This window comes from Erwinia sp. 9145 (assembly GCF_000745075.1).
GTDB lineage: Bacteria > Pseudomonadota > Gammaproteobacteria > Enterobacterales > Enterobacteriaceae > Erwinia > Erwinia oleae.
Window position 1 is genome coordinate 2,455,447 of the sequence record NZ_JQNE01000001.1, and the last position, 13,574, is coordinate 2,469,020.

Here is a 13,574-nt window from a genome sequence, read left to right on the forward strand (position 1 = left end):
TCACTAACGCCAGATAAGGTAAACGGTCAGCGCCAGCCACAGCAGGATAAATAAGCCCACCATCGTCAGCGGTGTAAAACGCCTGCCCTTTCCTGGCCGCCGCGTGGCCCGGGCCTCGCTGGCCCGCTTCACCTCCGCAGGCAGCAGCCGAATCAGCAGCGCGATGCCGCCTGGCACGATAACCGCATCATCCAGCAGACCGACAAACGGAATGACGTCGGGTATAAGATCGACAGGACTTACGGCATAGACGCCAAGTCCGGCGGAGAGCAGCTTGATCCAGCCCGGCGTAAGCGGGTTACGACAGGCATACCACAGCAGCAGCACGTTTTTATTAAAGAATCCCAGCCATCGACGCATTCGCCTGAACATGCCTTCTCCTATTACTTATTCTGGTTAATTATAAATATATAATCAATTTCACTTTTAAACCACCTCTACGCGTACTGCCAGCGCGACGCCGGGACGTTTGCTCTGAGCGGCGCTAAGCTTTGTTGTGATAAACACGCCGTTTATGGTTATCATTGCCGCTTACGTTCTGGTGCCCTGACAGGAGAAACGGCATGAAATACATTGGTGCTCACGTCAGCGCCGCAGGCGGCGTGGATCAGGCGGTGCTTCGCGCCCACGAGCTGGACGCCACGGCGTTTGCATTATTTACCAAAAATCAGCGACAGTGGCGCGCTGCCGATCTGAGCGACGCGGTGATTGACGCCTTCCGTACCGCCTGTGAAAAATATCATTATAACGCCGGACAAATTCTTCCCCATGACAGCTATCTGATCAACCTCGGCCATCCGGTCCGGGAGGCGCTGGACAAGTCGCGCGAGGCATTTCTTGATGAAATGCGCCGCTGCGAACAGCTTGGGCTGGCGCTGTTGAACTTCCATCCGGGCAGCCACCTGCATCAGATTGACGAAGATCAGTGCCTGAAACGTATCGCCGAGTCGATCAATATCGCGCTGGAGAAAACGCATGGCGTGACGGCGGTCATTGAGAATACCGCCGGACAGGGTAGCAACCTCGGCTTTCGCTTTGAGCATCTGGCCGCGATCATTGACGGCGTCGACGACAAGTCCCGCGTCGGCGTCTGCATTGATACCTGCCATGCGTTTGCCGCGGGTTACGATTTACGCAGTGCGGAAGCGTGCGAAAAAACCTTTGATGAGTTCTCGCGTATCGTGGGCTTTGACTACCTGCGCGGCATGCACCTTAACGATGCCAAAAGCGAATTTGCCAGCCGCGTCGATCGCCATCACAGCCTCGGCGAAGGCAATATCGGAAAAGCGGCGTTTAGCTGGCTGATGAAAGACCAGCGTTTTGACGGCATCCCGATGATTCTGGAAACGATAAATCCGGATATCTGGAAGGATGAGATAGCCTGGCTGAAGGCTGAGCAGGCATAAAAAAAGCGCGGGCAACCGCGCTTTTTTCTTTCTGACGTTATTTATGCTTTTACGGCTTCCACTTCGGGGCGTTTCAGTACGGCATAGGCAAGGCCCGCCACAACGGTTCCCACCACAATCGCCATCAGGTAACCCAGCACTGGCGTAATCGCGCCAGGGATCAGCAGGACGAACAGCCCGCCATGCGGCGCCATCAGCTTCGCGCCCACCGCCATCGAAATGGCGCCGGTCAGCGCACCGCCAATGATACAGCAGGGCAGAACGCGCATCGGATCGCGGGCGGCAAACGGAATTGCCCCTTCAGAGATAAAGCACAGGCCAAGCACCAGCGCCGCTTTGCCGCCTTCCTGCTGGCCTTTATTGAATTTCTTACGCGCCACCAGCGTCGCCAGTCCCATCGCCAGCGGAGGAACCATGCCCGCCGCCATGATCGCTGCCATCGGCGCGTAGGTTTGGGAACTCAGCAAGCCAACGCCAAACGCATACGCCACTTTATTGACCGGGCCACCCATGTCGGTACACATCATACCGCCGAGGATCGCGCCCAGCACTACCGCATTCGCCGTCCCCAGGTTAGCCAGCCAGTGTGTCAGCCATGTCATGATCCCGGCAACCGGTTTGCCGACCACGTAAATCATCAGCAGGCCGGTAATCAGGCTGGCCACCAGCGGAATAATCAGGATAGGTTTTAGCGCTTCCATACTTTGCGGCAGCCTGACCTTCGAGCCGATCAGCTTCGCAGCGTAACCGGCTATGAAGCCCGCAATGATACCGCCAAGAAAGCCGGCATTGATGCTGGTGGCGATCATACCGCCGATCAAACCCGGCGTCAGGCCGGGACGATCGGCAATGGAGAAAGCGATAAAGCCCGCCAGCACTGGCACCATCAGCGCAAAGGCGCTGCCGCCGCCGATCTGCATCAGCGCCGCGGCCAGCGTGCCCTGCTCTTTAAATGCCGTAATACCGAACGCGAAGGAGAGTGCAATGCTCAGACCGCCCGCCACCACCATCGGCAGCATGTACGATACGCCGGTCAGCAGATGACGATAGGCGCCAGACCCCTCTTTTTTCTCGCTGCCCTGCGGCTGGCTGCCGCCTTTCGGCTGATAAGGGCGCGCTTCCGCAACCGCTTTATCCAGCTCCTGCGCCGTTTTCTTCAGCGCCAGACCGGTTGAGGTGCGATACATCGGTTTACCGGCAAATTTCGCCAGATCCACGTCGATATCTGCCGCCACAATCACCAGATCGGCTTCCGCCACCTCTTCCGGCGTAATGGCATTGCCTGCGCCTACGGAGCCGCGGGTTTCAACTTTCACCCACCAGCCGCGTTTTTTGGCTTCAGCATCAATCGCTTCCGCCGCCATGAAGGTGTGCGCGACGCCCGTCGGGCAGGCGGTAACGGCGACGATGCGCTTCATCCCTGACGGCGCGGCCGCAGGGCTGGCAACCGCAGCCGTTGGCGCGGGTGCATGCCAGGGTTTCGCTTCGCTCTGTGCTTTCGACAGCACGGCATCGGGCTGGCGAAGAAGCTGTTCGATATCCGCCAGGTAAATTGCCTTACCGTTCAGGCTGGCATCGTTCGGCATATTTTTGCCTGCCACGATAACCTGATCGGCGTCAGCGACGTTGTCTGTAAGGGTGATGCCAAGGCCGCCCGCCGCCGCGGTAGCCATATTTTTTGCCAGATAGCCCGTTGCCAGCCCCAGCGAAGAATCTATTATCAGCAGCGTTTTCATTGTACCTCTCCTGCTGTCAGTTAAAGGGTTCCAGCTTGACGCGCGCCATCATTGCGGCCAACTGGGTACGATCGGTAACGCCTACGTTGCTCTGGCTGACCGCCAGGGCTGCCACAGCCGTGGCAAGTCGCAGCGTGTGCTCGCTGGACTCGCGCATCAGCAGGCCGTAAATCAGCCCGCCGACCATTGAATCCCCTGCGCCAACGGTGCTGACCACTTCGCATGCGGGAGGTTTGGCGATCCATTCACCTGAAGCGTTTACCCACAGCGCGCCTTCCGCGCCCAGTGAAATGACTACGTGGGCGATGCCCTGCTCGCGTAGCGCGTGTGCGGCCTCAATGACGTCCTGTAATGTGGGAAGTTTGCGACCGGCCCAGATTTCCAGCTCGCGGCGATTGGGTTTGACCAACCACGGCGCCGCCTTCAGACCCGCCACCAGCGCCTCGCGGCTGCTGTCAAAAATGATGCACGGGCAATGGGTTCGCAGCGCGCTCATCCATTCGGTGAACGCATCTGGCGCCACGCCTGCCGGAAGACTGCCGCTGACGCAGACCATGTCGAACTGACCGAGCCAGGTCAGCGAGTCGGTGGTGAAGCGTTCCCAGTCCTGACCGGTAACCTCAAAGCCGGAGAAATTCAGGTCGGTCACTTCGCCATCTTTTTCTGTCAGCTTAACGTTGATGCGGGTGCGTCCTTCAACCACCTGAAAGCGGTTGGCGATGCCCAGCTCGCTGAACAGATGCTGAAAGCCGTCCTGATTCTCTTTACCGAGAAATCCGCCAACGGTGACGTCGATGCCTAAATCTTTCAGCACCTTCGCCACGTTAATGCCTTTACCCGCCGCGTGAAGGCCGGTGGTTTTCACCAGGTTAACCTCACCGCGCTCGATTTCCGGCGTGTAACCTACCAGGTCGTAAGCCGGGTTTAGCGTAATGGTGGCAACGCGTCTGCTCATGCTGCCCCCTCGCCAAGACCGCTGGCGATGGCCGCGCCGATAGCGTCCAGCGCCGCGCGGGCATCCTCGCCGCTGGAGGTAAAGCGCAGGCGATGGCCTTTTTTCACGCCCAGCGCCACCACTTTCATCAGGCTGCGGCCGTTCGCCGGTTTGCCGCTACCGTCCAGATTGATGACGCTGACGTCGCAATTGAACTGCTTGATCACGCTGACCAGCGCCGTGCCCGGACGGGCATGCAGGCCATGTTCGTTGCGAATGGTGAACTCTTCCGTCAGCGTGTCGGCCTGTTCGGTAACCTCGCTGGTGAGCAGCGCCAGAATGCCTGCCGCATCGGCACTCAGCAGACGATCTGCCTGCTGATTGATCAGAAGATCGCTCAGGTAGTTGAGGACAGTCAGTGGACGATCGTCGGTGACCGAAACCGTGACCAGCAGCGCGGCTTTCTCGCCCTCAACCTCAAAAGGCGTTGCGCTGCGACTGACCGCCACCGCGCTGCCAAGATTGCCTTCGGTGCTGTCGCTCAGCCAGATGCCCTGCCCCAGATTGAGCGGACGTGAGGTAATCACGCGGCTGACAAACGCCGCATCGACCGCGCCCGCCTGCTGTAAACGGCCCGCGTTCAGCGCCTGAAGCGTCATCAGATCGCCGGCCGCAACGTCCGTTGCAATCAGCGACGTATCGAACTGAAATTCGCCGCCCTGTTTTTCGCCCATCAGCAGGCTGCGCAGCGTCTCGGCAGAGTCCGTGGTTTTCAGCGATTCGGCCACGCTGTCATCGCTGAGAACGTGCGTAAGCTGACGCAGCAGCGCGAGGTGCTCATCTGATTTTGCCGCAATACCGATGACCACATAAGCGGTCTGGTCGTCGCCCCAGGCAATACCCTGTGGAAACTGATAGACCTGTACGCCGGTTTTCAACACCAAATCACGGGTATCGGTGGTGCCGTGAGGAATAGCAATGCCGTTACCTAAATAGGTTGAGGTTTGCTGTTCGCGCGCAAGCATGCCGTTGACGTAGCCTTCGCCCACGTTACCGGCACGCGTTAGCGCGGCGGCAACCTGACGAATGGCATCCTCTTTGTTCCCGGCGGCTGCGCCAGGATGGATAGCGGATAATTCAAGCTGGAACATAGTTCTCCTCGCTGCCGAAATTGAATCGTTTCAGCTAAGTTGAGAAAAAAAGCGTCATCCGGTGCTGGCAGAGCCTGAGAGATAACGCTGAAACGTTTCAATTAGTGTGTTCCTGTTCCCTCTTCCGACGCAAGTTTTAGCGAAAACGGCGTAGTAAATTTTTGACGACACGCACACTTTGTCACGTTAAGCACATAAATTAACGGCTGAGCGGGTTCAATGCTGACGGGGCGCTGAAGGCGGATAAGGATGGCTTTATTGTGCTGAAAGCAGGTTCAGCGGATAACAGTTACGGGCACTCATAAGGCCGCCAGCCGTTGACTGGCTTAGTTAACGCTTCCGGGCGCCGTTTGACGTTCAAGATCGAGCAGATAGATCATTGCTGCCTGGCTGCTGGTGCCGCACATCTCCGCATCAGGCATCAGGCTGGCACAGACGGCGGGTCGCAGGGGTGATAAGAATATTTTGCAGCGGCGCTGCTCGTCGAGTTGAATACACGGCGTATTGGCAGGCTTGCCTTCAGGCATGCCGGGGATCGGTGTCGAGATTGAGGGCGCGATACAACAGGCACCGCAGGCCGCGCGGCATTCCATCTGGCTTACCTTTCATGGCAAAACGCGACAATAGCAGCCGGATTGATGAAATACTATCCTTATACTCTGGACATTTCCCTTGATGAACGCCGGACGTGCTTGCCTGACGTCCTGAGCAAGAGTAAGTTGTCGCGATGATTTTTCTGCCCTTCTAAATTTGAGAAACTTTTTATGCCAAGAGCAAACGAAATTAAAAAAGGTATGGCCGTCAGCTTCAACGGCAAACTGCTGCTGGTAAAGGATATCGACGTGCAAAGCCCCAGCGCGCGCGGCGCATCCACGCTGTATAAAATGCGCTTTACCGATATCCGCACCGGCCTGAAAGTTGAAGAGCGTTTTAAGGGCGACGACATTCTTGAGGCCATTTCCCTCAGCCGCCGTCAGGTGACATTTTCCTACGTTGACGGCGATGAATACGTCTTTATGGATGACGAAGACTATACGCCTTACGTCTTCAAAAAAGATCAGATTGAGGAAGAACTGCTGTTCATCCCCGACGGCGGCATTCCTGGCCTTCAGGTGCTGACGATGGACGGACAAATTCTGGCCCTTGAGCTGCCGCAAACGCTGGATATGGAAATTATTGAAACCACGCCGGGTATTAAAGGCGCTTCCGCCAGCGCGCGAACCAAACCCGCTACGATGAGTACGGGTCTGGTCATCCAGGTGCCTGAATATCTCAGTAACGGTGATAAAATTCGTATTCATATTCCGGAACGTCGTTACATGGGTCGTGCTGAATAACGTTCAGGTTGAAAAAAGGCGAAGCGGGTGCGCTTCGCCTTTTTTTGTTATAATATAACAATATCAGTTATAGCTGACGGTAACAATGGCGCGGCTTCGCTGGGGATTCAGCCAGCGTATTTGCTGTTGCGCGATATGACTTTGAAGCGTTTCTTCAGCGTAGGTCATCGTTCGTAGTGTACTGATACCATTGAGGTCGCATAAACTGATCATCTCGCTGGCCTGTTGCGAGACGCGACAGGTAGATTCAGTAATCTTTCCGGTAAAAGAAATGTTTTCCGAACTGTTAAAGGCCTCCGCCAACTCTGCCCGGGCACCGCTCATCCCTGAGGTTAAAAGCATAATGACCAGCGCCGTTTTGATGCCCTTCATATTAACCTCATTCTGTTAGTGACGATGGATGTCACCTTCTCAGATTATCGCCTGATGGTAAAAAAGTTAAATAAAACTTAATAATTTACAGAGAGTATTATGACACGCGTTAATTTAGTTACCGGTTTTCTTGGCAGCGGTAAAACCACAACGCTGCTTCATCTTCTTTCACAAAAGCCCGATAGCGAGAAATGGGCGGTGCTGGTCAACGAGTTTGGTGAAGTAGGGATTGACGGCGCCCTGCTGGCGGAGAGCGGCGCGGTGCTCAAAGAGATCCCCGGTGGCTGCATGTGCTGTGTGAACGGACTGCCGATGCAGGTAGGGCTGAACATGCTGCTAAAACAGACCGCGCCGGATCGCCTGCTGATTGAGCCTACCGGGCTTGGCCATCCTAAGCAGATCCTGGATATGCTTGGCGCTGACGTTTATCGTCCCTGGCTCGCGCTTGATGCCACATTCTGCCTGCTTGATCCGCGCCAGCTTAGTGACAGGCGCGTGGTGGAAAACGAAAATTTCCGCGACCAGCTTGCCGTGGCCGATATTATTATTGCTAATAAAGAAGACCGCTGGTCGGAGGCTGACCGTCTGGCGCTGGCGGCGTGGCAGGCGCAGGATGACTCCCGTCGCGACGTGGTTAACGTCAGTTACGGCAATATTGATGCGCAGTTATTGACTCGCCCGCGAAAAAATCATCGCGTGCTTCCAGATGCGAAGCATCATCATGCGCACGATGCCGGGCTGTCGGCGCTGGCTTTGACGCCTCATGCCCGCTGGCGTCGCGCGCTTAACGAAGGCCAGGGCTATTTTGCCTGCGGCTGGGTGTTCGATGCTGATACCGTTTTTGATACGGTTGGCCTGCTCGAATGGGTACGTCTTGCGCCCGTAACGCGAGTAAAAGGGGTTTTACGCATTCGGGAAGGGCTGGTAAGCGTGAACCGTCAGGGCGACGATTTTCACATTGAAACACGCCCCGCTCCCCCACCGGACAGTCGGGTTGAAATGATTAACGAATCATTAGCAAACTGGAACGAACTGCAAGCCAGTTTGTTGAAACTTCGTTTATGATAAGTAGCATAATCTTCGACGCTACAATTCTTCATATGATCTTAATGAAAATGACCTTTAACCGTTTATTGGCCATCCTGTTGTTGAATGCAGCGGGTCTGGCGCTGTTTTTTTCCTGGTATCTGCCTGCCAATCATGGCTTATGGTTTGTGCTGGATAAAAACATTTTCTACTGGTTCAACGATCGGCTTGTCACTAACAAAGCGCTGCTCTGGCTGCTGGCTGTGACTAATTTCCGCGCTTTTGATGGCGTCGCGTTACTGGCGATGGGCTATCTCTATTTGACCTTCTGGCGACGTGAAACGCCGGAGGGACGCCGCCGCCTGCTGGCCATTGGCGTAGCGATGCTGATTTCTGCTGTGGTGCTGAATCAGCTGTGTCGTCTGATCCCGGTCTCGCATCCCAGCCCAACCCGGTTCTTCCCGAACGTCAATCATGTGACACAGTTAACCGGCATTCCCGCCAAAGATGCGTCGACGAACAGCTTCCCCGGCGATCACGGTATGATGCTGATGATCTTTGCCTGCTTTATGCTGCGCTATTTTACGCGGCGAGCCTTCTTTATTGCCGTGGCGATCGTGCTGGTATTTGCCACGCCACGCATTATGATTGGCGCGCACTGGTTTACCGATGTGGTGGTTGGCTCGCTGAGTATTGTGCTGGTAGGAATGAGCTGGTGGTTAATAACCCCCGCCAGCGATTATCTGGTCAATGCGCTATATCGTTATCTGCCCGGTAAATATAAACCGGTGAACTGAGCCATTCATATTTGTGTATGATGTCGCCGTTATTTTCCCGCGAGTAAATAATGGCGAACAGATAATTAGCCTGCTAATCAAGTTAGTGACAAGCCTGTCGTATGACGTACAGCAGTGATTTACACTGTGAAGCGTAAATGTAAACACAGATTTGTCTCAGTTTACCCTTCTCTACACGTTTAACGTCTGAAATGCGCCACGGATATTCAAGCTTTTTCGGATTTTGTCGATAACGTGGCCGCTTTGTTACAATCTTATTTCATATCATTAAAACCTATAAAAAAGTCGCTAAAACCCCTCGCCATGCGGCCTCTAATCGGTTAACCTCAGTTTCGATTAGGCCCTATAGTAAAATATTTCCAGAATTTACACTTTAAAGTGTGCACTACAACACGTTTTGGGTATTCAGGAATTGTCTTACCTTGTCGCGCTAATTAACCTCGTTCCGTTTCGCATTATTCTGACGACTCTCGTCGTTAAGGACTTCAAGGGATCACAAACATAATGGTCAAGTCTCAACCGATATTGAGATATATCTCGCGGATTTTACCCGCTGTCGCCTTAGCGACGTTGTTGTCAGCATGTAGTTCAACGAATACCCATAACAATGCGCAAACTGATACGCGTGCAGTTAAAAACCAGGATAGTTTTTTACTTCAAGCGTCTCAGGATGAATTCGAAAAGCTGGTTCAGAACGTGGATGTTAAATCCCGCCTGATGGATCAGTATGCAGACTGGAAAGGCGTGCGTTATCGCCTGGGTGGCACCAACAAACGCGGCATTGACTGCTCTGCGTTTGTGCAAACCACCTTCCGCGAACAGTTTGGACTTGACCTGCCGCGTTCTACTTACGAGCAGGAAGGAACAGGAAAAAGCATTCAGCGTGCAAGGCTGCGCGCAGGGGATCTGGTTCTGTTTCGCGCCGGTTCAACGGGACGCCACGTAGGCATCTATCTCGGTAATGACAACTTTGTTCATGCATCAACCAGCAGTGGCGTGATGATCTCGAATCTGAACGACAGCTACTGGAAAAACCGCTACCGCGAAGCGCGGCGGGTTTTAGCAAACAAACAAAGCTGATGTCCTTCCCCTGAAGTCTGCGAAAACGAGAATGAAAAACGCCGCTTGCGGCGTTTTTTTTTGCCTCTCCTCTCCCTGACGTTTCAGATAAAACCGTCCTTTATCCCACCTTATGCCTCGTTCGCGACAGAATGTCATATTTATCATCTTAAATGCAGACACCCTTTCGCCAGCGTTATATTCTGGCGAACACCGGGAAACTGTTGCCGCAGTGAATAATAATAAAAGCGCTTTCGGGAGAGCCCATGCCACTCACCGCACTTATTGCGCGGCAGGTAAACAGCCCGCGCAAAATTTTTAGTCTGAGCGCCCTGTTCGGCCTGACCATTTGTGCCCTGTTTGTCGCCGTTACGCTGCTGATTATCTGGCAGCGGATCACCGATCAACACGATCGTTTTGCCCGTGCGGCGCAAGCCTCGGCTGAAGCCAGGCTGAATGGATTAACTCATGCGCTTGCGCCGTTGCGTAATCAGACCCAGGCGCATTGTGCTGATGTCAGTAACGAACTGACCCGCCGCGCGGCGTTTACCGGCAGCGTGCGGGCTATTTTGCTGGTTAACCAACACAACTCCTTTTGCTCGTCCGCTACGGGTGATATGCAGCTGGATATTTCACGTATTTCACCGACCACCCGGCTGGAAAATGACAAAGACATCCGGCTGATGTCAGGCACACCGCTGGCGCCCGGCCAGCCAGCCCTTGTTTTGTGGTTGAAAGATCCGCGCTTTGCCGCCAGCGGCGTACTTATTACGATGAATATTACGCTGCCGCCTGCGTTATTGCTTGCCGCCAGAGAGCATGAAGTGACCGGTATGGCCATCGTTGCAGGCGATAAGGCCTTTACCACCGCATCATCGGGCATTGTCGCCACGCGCGCGTTGACTGAACCGCCAGTCAGAAGCCTTCCCGTTAACGGTTATCCCCTCCGGATTCTGCTGTATGGCTCTCCTGTGCCGACCAACTATCTTGATATGACCCTGCTGGCCGGACTGGTGCTGGGGCTGTGTAGCGCCTTAGCCTGTTTTATGCTGCTGACCTTAAAAGCGCGGCAGGGCAAAGAGATCTTGATGGGTATTAAACGAGGCGAATTTCATGTTGAATATCAGCCTGTTGTGGAAGCCTCAACCGGAAAAACCGTCGCGCTGGAGGCCCTGATGCGCTGGACGCATCATACGCAGGGGCGTATTCCACCCGACGCGTTTATCAGCTACGCGGAACTGCAAAACCTGATGGCGCCGCTTACCCGCCACCTTTTTGAACTTGTAGCCCGGGATGCGCATGCCCTGATGCATGTCACGCCTGTTGGCACGCGCATGGCGTTAAATATTTCTCCGGCACATCTTGTCGATAACGATTTCCGTCAGGATGTGCTTAACTGGCTTGCAGCAATGCCTGCTAACCATTTTGACTATGTTTTCGAGTTAACCGAACGCACAATGGTCAGCGAGAAGAACGCTGCGCAAGAATTCAGATGGTTACAGCAGCAGGGCATCCGTATTGCTATTGATGATTTTGGTACCGGACACAGTGCGCTCATCTATCTGGAGAAATTCAATTTTGATTTTCTGAAGATCGATCGCGGATTCGTGCAGAGTATCGGGCTGGAAACCGTCACCTCACCCGTGCTGGATACGGTACTGACGCTGGCTGAGCGACTTGATTTAAATACGGTGGCGGAAGGTGTTGAAACCTGGGAACAGGCAGGGTGGCTGGTGGAACATGGCGTCACTTATTTGCAGGGCTACCTGTTTAGCCGTCCGTGCAACGTTTCGCATCTTATCGACTATTTTCATCGCGAGAATCAGCCCGCTGTTTGAAGACGGGTAAAAAACGTAAATAACTGTTTAAGCGCATTGCCTTCGTCTTTGGCCTGCTGTTAGGCTTGCCGTCATCGTCGGCCTCTTTCGCTGGAGTCAATTAACACCATGATATTTCGCTGGTTTGCCCTGTTAATGTGCATTTTTGCGACGCAATACGCGCAGGCAGAAACCGTTCATCAGGGCGATGCGTTTGCCCAACCCGGCGAACCCAAATATGGCTCCGGCTTCAGCCATTATGACTACGTGAATCCGAATGCGCCCAAAGGCGGCACGATCACGCTGTCGGCTATCGGTACTTATGACAATTTCAACCGTTTTGCTTCGCGAGGTAACCCCGGCGCGCGGACGGATGAGTTATACGACCGTCTGTTTACCAATTCTGAAGATGAGCCAAACAGCTATTATCCCCTTATTGCTGAATCTGCCCGCTATCCCGACAGCTATCATTGGGTGGAAATCACGCTCAATCCCAGGGCGCGATTTCATGACGGCAGCCCGATAACGGCCCGCGACGTTGCCTTCACTTTTCGCAAATTTATGACCGAAGGCGTGCCGCAATACCGCGTGGTCAATAAAGGCATTACTGCCAGGGTTATTTCTCCTCTCACCGTACGCTTTGAGATGCCGGATGGCGACAAAGACAAGATGCTGTCGATGCTCTCACTGCCGGTATTTCCTGAAAAATTCTGGCAGCATCACCGGCTTGATGAGCCACTGCGATCGCCACCACCTGGCAGCGGCCCCTATCGCATCAGCGCCTGGCGAGCAGGTCAGTATATTACCTGGTCGCGCGTGAAAGATTATTGGGCCGCCGATCTGCCTGTAAACAAAGGGAGATTCAATTTTGATACGGTGCGCTATGACTACTATCTGGATGATAACGTCGCCTTTGAGGCGTTCAAAGCGGGCGCGTTTGACTTCAGAACCGAAGGCTCAGCCAAAAAATGGGCAACCCAGTATCAGGGTAAAAACTTCGAAAACCAGCAGATTGTAAAGATGCAGAAGCCAAACGTCGTGGCGACGGATACGCAGTGGCTGGCATTAAACGTCAATAAGCCACAATTCAGCGATCGCCGGGTGCGGGAGGCGCTTGCACTGGCCTTTGATTTTGAATGGATGAATAAAGCATTGTTTTACGGCGCCTATAAGCGGACCAGCAGCTATTTCCAGAATACCGACTATGCCGCGCGGCAGCTTCCCGATGATAAAGAGTTGGCGATCCTCAATCCCCTGCGCGGGAAAATACCGGATGAGGTGTTTACCCGGGTTTATCAGCCGCCAGTTACCGACGGCAGCGGTTACGACCGCGGCAAACTGCTCAAGGCGCTGGATCTGCTGAAACAGGCGGGTTGGGTACTGAAAAATCAGAAGCTCATCAACGTAAAAACCGGCAAACCGCTCAGCATGGAACTGCTGTTGAACTCAGGCGGAAACGATCAGTGGGTTCTGCCGTTCAAACATAACCTGAGCCGGCTGGGCATTACGCTTTCAGTGCGTCAGGTGGACAGTTCACAGTACCTCGCGCGCAAACGCAAACGCGATTATGACATGCTGCCCACAGGCTATTATGCTTTTCCTGCACCCGACTCCTCTTTGCAAATTATTTGGGGATCGGCCTACCTGAATTCCAGCTATAACGCGTCCGGCGCCACCAGTAAGGTCATTGACGATCTGCTGGCGCAAATTATCGCTCATCAGGCCGATAAGCAGGCGCTGGTGCTGCTGGGACGTGCGCTGGATCGCGTACTGACCTGGAACTTTTACATGATACCCATGTGGTACGGCGCCGAAGATCGATATGCTTACTGGAATAAGTTTTCAATGCCTGCAACGTTACCCACCTACTCAGTCGGTTTTGACGGCTGGTGGTATGATGCCAACAAAGCCGCGCAGTTGCCGGCTCAGCGTCGTTAAG

13 protein-coding genes are annotated in these 13,574 nt (G+C 54.2%); 7 read left to right on the plus strand and 6 right to left on the minus strand.

What is annotated here, in order from left to right:
- Positions 1 to 3 precede the first annotated feature (3 nt).
- The gene (locus tag FA91_RS11835) at positions 4 to 360 is read right to left on the minus strand and encodes a YkvA family protein (protein ID WP_231566767.1); all 357 of its coding nucleotides are present in this window, start codon (positions 358 to 360) and stop codon (positions 4 to 6) included.
- Between the two features lie 203 nt (positions 361 to 563).
- Here FA91_RS11835 and nfo point away from each other — a divergent pair, with 203 nt between their 5' ends.
- Positions 564 to 1,406, plus strand: coding sequence for a deoxyribonuclease IV (gene nfo / locus FA91_RS11840; RefSeq protein ID WP_034915980.1), 843 nt, complete (start codon positions 564 to 566; stop codon positions 1,404 to 1,406).
- A gap of 41 nt (positions 1,407 to 1,447) precedes the next feature.
- On the opposite strand, the gene fruA is transcribed toward nfo, so the two are convergent.
- From fruA to FA91_RS11860, 4 genes are all read right to left on the minus strand, one after another.
- Entirely contained in the window at positions 1,448 to 3,142 is a 1,695-nt protein-coding gene (gene fruA, locus FA91_RS11845) for a PTS fructose transporter subunit IIBC (RefSeq protein WP_034915981.1), read from the minus strand.
- Between the two features lie 16 nt (positions 3,143 to 3,158).
- The gene (gene fruK / locus FA91_RS11850; protein WP_034915984.1) at positions 3,159 to 4,097 is read right to left on the minus strand and encodes a 1-phosphofructokinase; all 939 of its coding nucleotides are present in this window, start codon (positions 4,095 to 4,097) and stop codon (positions 3,159 to 3,161) included.
- Entirely contained in the window at positions 4,094 to 5,227 is a 1,134-nt protein-coding gene (gene fruB / locus FA91_RS11855) for a fused PTS fructose transporter subunit IIA/HPr protein (protein ID WP_034915986.1), read from the minus strand. The genes fruK and fruB overlap by 4 nt, the downstream gene beginning before the upstream one ends.
- 326 nt (positions 5,228 to 5,553) lie before the next feature.
- Complete coding sequence (locus FA91_RS11860; RefSeq protein WP_034915988.1) at positions 5,554 to 5,820, minus strand: YkgJ family cysteine cluster protein; 267 nt, start codon at positions 5,818 to 5,820, stop codon at positions 5,554 to 5,556.
- A 171-nt stretch (positions 5,821 to 5,991) separates the two neighbouring features.
- Here FA91_RS11860 and yeiP point away from each other — a divergent pair, with 171 nt between their 5' ends.
- The gene (gene yeiP / locus FA91_RS11865; RefSeq protein WP_034915990.1) at positions 5,992 to 6,564 is read left to right on the plus strand and encodes an elongation factor P-like protein YeiP; all 573 of its coding nucleotides are present in this window, start codon (positions 5,992 to 5,994) and stop codon (positions 6,562 to 6,564) included.
- 63 nt (positions 6,565 to 6,627) lie between these two features.
- On the opposite strand, the gene FA91_RS11870 is transcribed toward yeiP, so the two are convergent.
- Positions 6,628 to 6,936 (minus strand): hypothetical protein, encoded by a 309-nt coding sequence (locus FA91_RS11870; RefSeq protein ID WP_034915991.1) that lies wholly within the window; start codon positions 6,934 to 6,936, stop codon positions 6,628 to 6,630.
- A gap of 99 nt (positions 6,937 to 7,035) precedes the next feature.
- On the opposite strand from FA91_RS11870, the gene FA91_RS11875 reads away from it, so the two are divergent.
- The 5 genes from FA91_RS11875 to FA91_RS11895 all read left to right on the plus strand — a co-directional run bounded on the left by FA91_RS11875 (position 7,036) and on the right by FA91_RS11895 (position 13,573).
- A complete protein-coding gene (locus tag FA91_RS11875; RefSeq protein ID WP_034915994.1) occupies positions 7,036 to 8,001 on the plus strand; it encodes a GTP-binding protein in 966 nt (321 codons plus the stop codon).
- A gap of 50 nt (positions 8,002 to 8,051) precedes the next feature.
- Positions 8,052 to 8,759 (plus strand): phosphatase PAP2 family protein, encoded by a 708-nt coding sequence (locus tag FA91_RS11880; protein ID WP_034919253.1) that lies wholly within the window; start codon positions 8,052 to 8,054, stop codon positions 8,757 to 8,759.
- Positions 8,760 to 9,263: 504 nt separating this feature from the next.
- Positions 9,264 to 9,839, plus strand: coding sequence for a bifunctional murein DD-endopeptidase/murein LD-carboxypeptidase (mepS, locus tag FA91_RS11885; RefSeq protein WP_034915996.1), 576 nt, complete (start codon positions 9,264 to 9,266; stop codon positions 9,837 to 9,839).
- Positions 9,840 to 10,084: 245 nt separating this feature from the next.
- Positions 10,085 to 11,656 (plus strand): cyclic di-GMP phosphodiesterase, encoded by a 1,572-nt coding sequence (locus FA91_RS11890; RefSeq protein WP_034915997.1) that lies wholly within the window; start codon positions 10,085 to 10,087, stop codon positions 11,654 to 11,656.
- A gap of 108 nt (positions 11,657 to 11,764) precedes the next feature.
- Positions 11,765 to 13,573: an extracellular solute-binding protein gene (locus FA91_RS11895; RefSeq protein WP_034915999.1), complete on the plus strand. Its 1,809-nt coding sequence runs from the start codon at positions 11,765 to 11,767 to the stop codon at positions 13,571 to 13,573.
- The last annotated feature ends 1 nt before the right edge of the window (position 13,574 follow it).

Bases quoted from the DNA above. Each gene is read 5' to 3' on its own strand.
- FA91_RS11890 (WP_034915997.1), top strand. From the start codon at position 10,085: ATGCCACTCACCGCACTTATTGCGCGGCAGGTAAACAGCCCGCGCAAA.
- fruB (WP_034915986.1), bottom strand. From the start codon at position 5,227: ATGTTCCAGCTTGAATTATCCGCTATCCATCCTGGCGCAGCCGCCGGG.
- FA91_RS11895 (WP_034915999.1), top strand. From the start codon at position 11,765: ATGATATTTCGCTGGTTTGCCCTGTTAATGTGCATTTTTGCGACGCAA.
- FA91_RS11880 (WP_034919253.1), top strand. From the start codon at position 8,052: ATGACCTTTAACCGTTTATTGGCCATCCTGTTGTTGAATGCAGCGGGT.
- FA91_RS11860 (WP_034915988.1), bottom strand. From the start codon at position 5,820: ATGGAATGCCGCGCGGCCTGCGGTGCCTGTTGTATCGCGCCCTCAATC.
- nfo (WP_034915980.1), top strand. From the start codon at position 564: ATGAAATACATTGGTGCTCACGTCAGCGCCGCAGGCGGCGTGGATCAG.
- fruA (WP_034915981.1), bottom strand. From the start codon at position 3,142: ATGAAAACGCTGCTGATAATAGATTCTTCGCTGGGGCTGGCAACGGGC.
- FA91_RS11870 (WP_034915991.1), bottom strand. From the start codon at position 6,936: ATGAAGGGCATCAAAACGGCGCTGGTCATTATGCTTTTAACCTCAGGG.
- mepS (WP_034915996.1), top strand. From the start codon at position 9,264: ATGGTCAAGTCTCAACCGATATTGAGATATATCTCGCGGATTTTACCC.
- fruK (WP_034915984.1), bottom strand. From the start codon at position 4,097: ATGAGCAGACGCGTTGCCACCATTACGCTAAACCCGGCTTACGACCTG.
- FA91_RS11835 (WP_231566767.1), bottom strand. From the start codon at position 360: ATGCGTCGATGGCTGGGATTCTTTAATAAAAACGTGCTGCTGCTGTGG.
- FA91_RS11875 (WP_034915994.1), top strand. From the start codon at position 7,036: ATGACACGCGTTAATTTAGTTACCGGTTTTCTTGGCAGCGGTAAAACC.
- yeiP (WP_034915990.1), top strand. From the start codon at position 5,992: ATGCCAAGAGCAAACGAAATTAAAAAAGGTATGGCCGTCAGCTTCAAC.